Annotated in this window: 4 protein-coding genes and 1 pseudogene; all 5 read right to left on the minus strand. The window is 65.7% G+C overall.

What is annotated here, in order from left to right:
* Nucleotides 1-131 (minus strand): annotated as a pseudogene (locus tag MOV75_RS30160) (undecaprenyl diphosphate synthase family protein); the annotation flags it as partial.
* Nucleotides 132-143: 12 nt separating this feature from the next.
* Nucleotides 144-707 (minus strand): ribosome recycling factor, encoded by a 564-nt coding sequence (gene frr, locus MOV75_RS30165; protein ID WP_246931230.1) that lies wholly within the window; start codon nucleotides 705-707, stop codon nucleotides 144-146.
* Between the two features lie 66 nt (nucleotides 708-773).
* Nucleotides 774-1490: a UMP kinase gene (pyrH, locus tag MOV75_RS30170; RefSeq protein ID WP_246931229.1), complete on the minus strand. Its 717-nt coding sequence runs from the start codon at nucleotides 1488-1490 to the stop codon at nucleotides 774-776.
* A gap of 61 nt (nucleotides 1491-1551) precedes the next feature.
* Nucleotides 1552-2475, minus strand: coding sequence for a translation elongation factor Ts (gene tsf / locus MOV75_RS30175; protein WP_246931228.1), 924 nt, complete (start codon nucleotides 2473-2475; stop codon nucleotides 1552-1554).
* A 131-nt stretch (nucleotides 2476-2606) separates the two neighbouring features.
* The gene (locus MOV75_RS30180) at nucleotides 2607-3602 is read right to left on the minus strand and encodes a 30S ribosomal protein S2 (protein ID WP_246931227.1); all 996 of its coding nucleotides are present in this window, start codon (nucleotides 3600-3602) and stop codon (nucleotides 2607-2609) included.
* Nucleotides 3603-3861 lie beyond the last annotated feature (259 nt).

Genomic DNA, 3861 nt, shown 5'->3' on the forward strand with positions numbered 1-3861 from the left:
CGATGCCCCTCCGCACGCGGCAGACCGCGCGCGGCCGCCCAACGCCCGTTGCCATCCATGATGATGGCGACATGCGCGGGCGCCTCGGACCGATCTGGTCCTTCCGTTGCGGGCGCGGCGGCGTTGGACATGAAGGCGATGCCTTAAACGGTGAGGACTTCTTTTTCCTTGGCGGCCAGCAACTGGTCGATTTCGGCGATCGTGCTGTCGGTCGCCTTCTGCACCTCGTCGGCGTGGCGCTTCTGGTCGTCCTCCGACATCTCGTGGTTCTTCTCGAGCTTCTTGAGGACGTCGAGACCGTCGCGGCGGACGTGGCGCGCGGCGACCTTGGCAGCTTCGGCGTATTTGTGCGCGACCTTCACCAGCTCCTTGCGCCGCTCCTCGTTGAGCTCGGGGATGCGCAGACGCAGCACCTGGCCCTCGGTCGCGGGCGACAGGCCGAGATTGGAATCGACGATCGCCTTCTCCACCGCCTTGACCATCGACTTGTCCCAGACCTGCACCGAGATCAGGCGCGGCTCCGGCACGCTGACGGTGGCGAGCTGGTTCAGCGGCATGTGGCTGCCGTAAGCGTCGACCTGCACCGGATCGAGCATCGAGGCGGAGGCGCGCCCCGTCCGCAGGCCGCCGAGCTCGTGCTTGAGGGAGGCGACGGCGCCTTGCATGCGGCGCTTCACTTCGTTGAGGTCGAAATTTTCCGTGGGCATCACGTTTCTCCTTCAAAATCCCGGCGGCCGCTCGGCGCCCTTCCCTCGGGCGCGCCAGATGAGCCGTCAGCCGGCGACGATGGTTCCGTGGCCGACGCCGCGCAGAATCGCGCCGATCGACCCCGGCTCCGCGATCGAGAATACGATGATAGGCAGTGACGTCTCGCGGGCAAGCGCGAAGGCGGTCGCATCCATCACCTTGTAGCCACCCTCGATCGCCTGCGAATGGGTCAGCCGGTCGAACCGCGTGGCGGACGGATCCTTCTTCGGATCGGCCGAGTAGACGCCGTCGACATTGGTCGCCTTCAGCACCGCCTGGGCGCCGATCTCGGCGGCGCGCAACACCGCGGTCGTATCGGTGGTGAAGAACGGATTGCCGGTGCCGCCGCCAAGCAGCACGATGCGGCCTTCGGCGAGATATTTGTGCGCCGCAGTGCGGGTGAACAGCTCGGAAATCTCGGGCATGACGAAGGCCGACAGCGTGCGCGCCGGCGTGCCCTTCCGCTCGATCGCCGCTTCCAGGGCGAGGCAGTTCATCATGGTGGCGAGCATGCCCATGGTGTCGCCGGTCGGGCGCGACACGCCGCGGGCCGAGACCTCGACGCCGCGCACGATATTGCCACCGCCGATCACGACCGCAACCTCGGTGCCGAGCTTGCGGGCCGCGATCAGGTCGTCCGCAACCCGGTCGACTGTCGGCTGATCGATGCCAAAGCCTTGCTGTCCCGCGAGATATTCGCCGGACAGCTTGATCACGACGCGACGATAGACCGGATCAGTCATGAGCACTTTTCCTTGTCCGGGCGCCGCTTCCGGCGGCACGCCGGAAGGAACGTTCCGGCGCTTACTTCTTGCCGCTGGCCGCCGCGACCTCGGCTGCGAAGTCGCTTTCCTGCTTCTCGATTCCCTCACCGAGAGCATAGCGCACAAAGCCCGCGATCTTCACAGCGCCGCCGACCTTGCCCTCGGCCTCCTTCACGGCCTGCGCCACCGACTTGCCGGTGTCGTGGATGAAGGCCTGCTCGAGCAGACAGACTTCCTTGTAGTAGGTCTTGAGGCCGGACTCGACGATCTTCTCAATCACGTTCTCGGGCTTGCCCTGCTGGCGATATTTGTCGGCGAGCACGTCCTTCTCGCGCTTGACGACCGCCGGATCGAGGCCGGACGGATCGAGCGCCAGCGGATTGGTGGCCGCGATATGCATCGCGATCTGGCGGCCGAGCCCCGCGAGCTCGTCAGCCTTGCCGGGTGATTCCAGCGCAACGATCACGCCCATCTTGCCGGCGCCCTCGACGACCGCGCCGTGGACGTAGCTCGACACCACGCCCTGGCTCACCTCGAGCGAAGCCGCGCGGCGCAGCGTCATGTTCTCGCCGATGGTGGCGATCGCGTCATTGATCGCGGCCTCGACCGTGACGTCACCGACCTTGGCGGCCTTGATCTTCTCGACGTCGGAGCCCGCGTCGAATGCGACCTGGGCGACCATCTTGACCAGGCCCTGGAACTGGCCGTTGCGCGCCACGAAGTCGGTCTCGGAGTTGACCTCGACCACGACGCCCTTGGTGCCCTTGGTGAGCGCGCCGATCAGACCCTCGGCCGCAACGCGGCCCGACTTCTTGGCGGCCTTGGACAGACCCTTCTTGCGCAGCCAATCCTGCGCGGCTTCCATGTTGCCGTCGTTCTCGGTCAGCGCGGCCTTGCAGTCCATCATGCCCGCGCCGGTCGACTCGCGCAGGTCCTTGACCATCGCAGCTGTGATCGTTGCCATCGTTGAAAATCCTTTGTGCCTGCCGGTTCGCCGCGGCGCGGCCTGATCGCCTCGCCGCGGTCCATCTCAGGGATTCGCGTCAACTGAAATGGTGGCCGGATCCTATCCGGCCAACCCATCGCTCTTTTTGACTATTCCGCTTCCGCGGTCAGCGCCTTGGCCTTGGCCACCCAGGCGTCCGCACGGCTCGGGAGACCGAGTTCTTCGCCGATCTTGTGCGCGGTGTCGTGGTCGAGCTCGGCGAGCTGCCAGAAGTGGAAGATGCCGAGGTCGTTGAACTTCTTCTCGATCGCACCCGACACGCCCGGGAGCTTCTTGAGGTCGTCGGCGGTGCCGCGCGGACCTGCAAGGCCCTGGAAGCCGCTCGACGAGGCCGCCGGCAGCTCTTCAGCAAGCGGACGGGCGGACGCGCCGACGTCGATGCCCGAATCGCCCTGGGCGCGGGAGATGCCGTCGATCGCGGCGCGCGCGATCAGGTCGCAATAAAGCGCGATCGCACGGCCGGCGTCGTCATTGCCCGGCACCACATAGGTGATGCCCTTGGGGTCCGAATTGGTGTCGACGATCGCGGCGACCGGGATGTTGAGACGCTGGGCCTCCTGGATCGCGATGTCTTCCTTGTTGGTGTCGATCACGAAGATCAGGTCGGGCAGACCGCCCATGTCCTTGATGCCGCCGAGCGAGCGGTCGAGCTTGTCGCGCTCGCGCTGAAGCGTCAGGCGCTCCTTCTTGGTGTAGGAGCTGGCATCGCCGCCGGCCAGCACGTCGTCGAGGTGACGCAGGCGCTTGATCGAGGCCGAGATCGTCTTCCAATTGGTCAGCGTGCCGCCGAGCCAGCGCGAATTGACGAAATACTGCGCGCAGCGCTTGGCAGCGTCCGCGACGCCGTCCTGCGCCTGGCGCTTGGTGCCGACGAACAGGATACGGCCGCCCTTGGCGACGGTGTCGCTGACCGCCTGCAAGGCCGTGTGCAGCATCGGCACGGTCTGCGCGAGGTCGACGATGTGAATGTTGTTGCGAGCGCCGAAAATGAACGGAGCCATTTTCGGATTCCAGCGATGAGACTGGTGACCAAAGTGCACGCCAGCTTCAAGCAGCTGACGCATAGTGAAATCGGGTAGTGCCATCGTTCTAATTCTCCGGTTGGTTCCTCCGGAAACGTGTGAGCAAGACGGAGCGTTGTCGCCCCGGCTGCCACCGGACGGCCTTGTGAGCCATGTTTCCGTGTGAGATGGCGCGCTATATAGCGCCATTTCGGCCAGAAGCAAGGAAATAACGGTCCATCTGGGCGCCGGGAAGCTTCAGTCGCTTCCCGCGCGCCCTGGACGCCTAGCACTTCGGCTGGCCAGGCGGGCAAGGCTTTGGTGGCGGTCCGGCCGGCCGCGG

The sequence above is a fragment of the Bradyrhizobium sp. PRIMUS42 genome, from assembly GCF_023006515.1.
Taxonomy (GTDB): domain Bacteria; phylum Pseudomonadota; class Alphaproteobacteria; order Rhizobiales; family Xanthobacteraceae; genus Bradyrhizobium.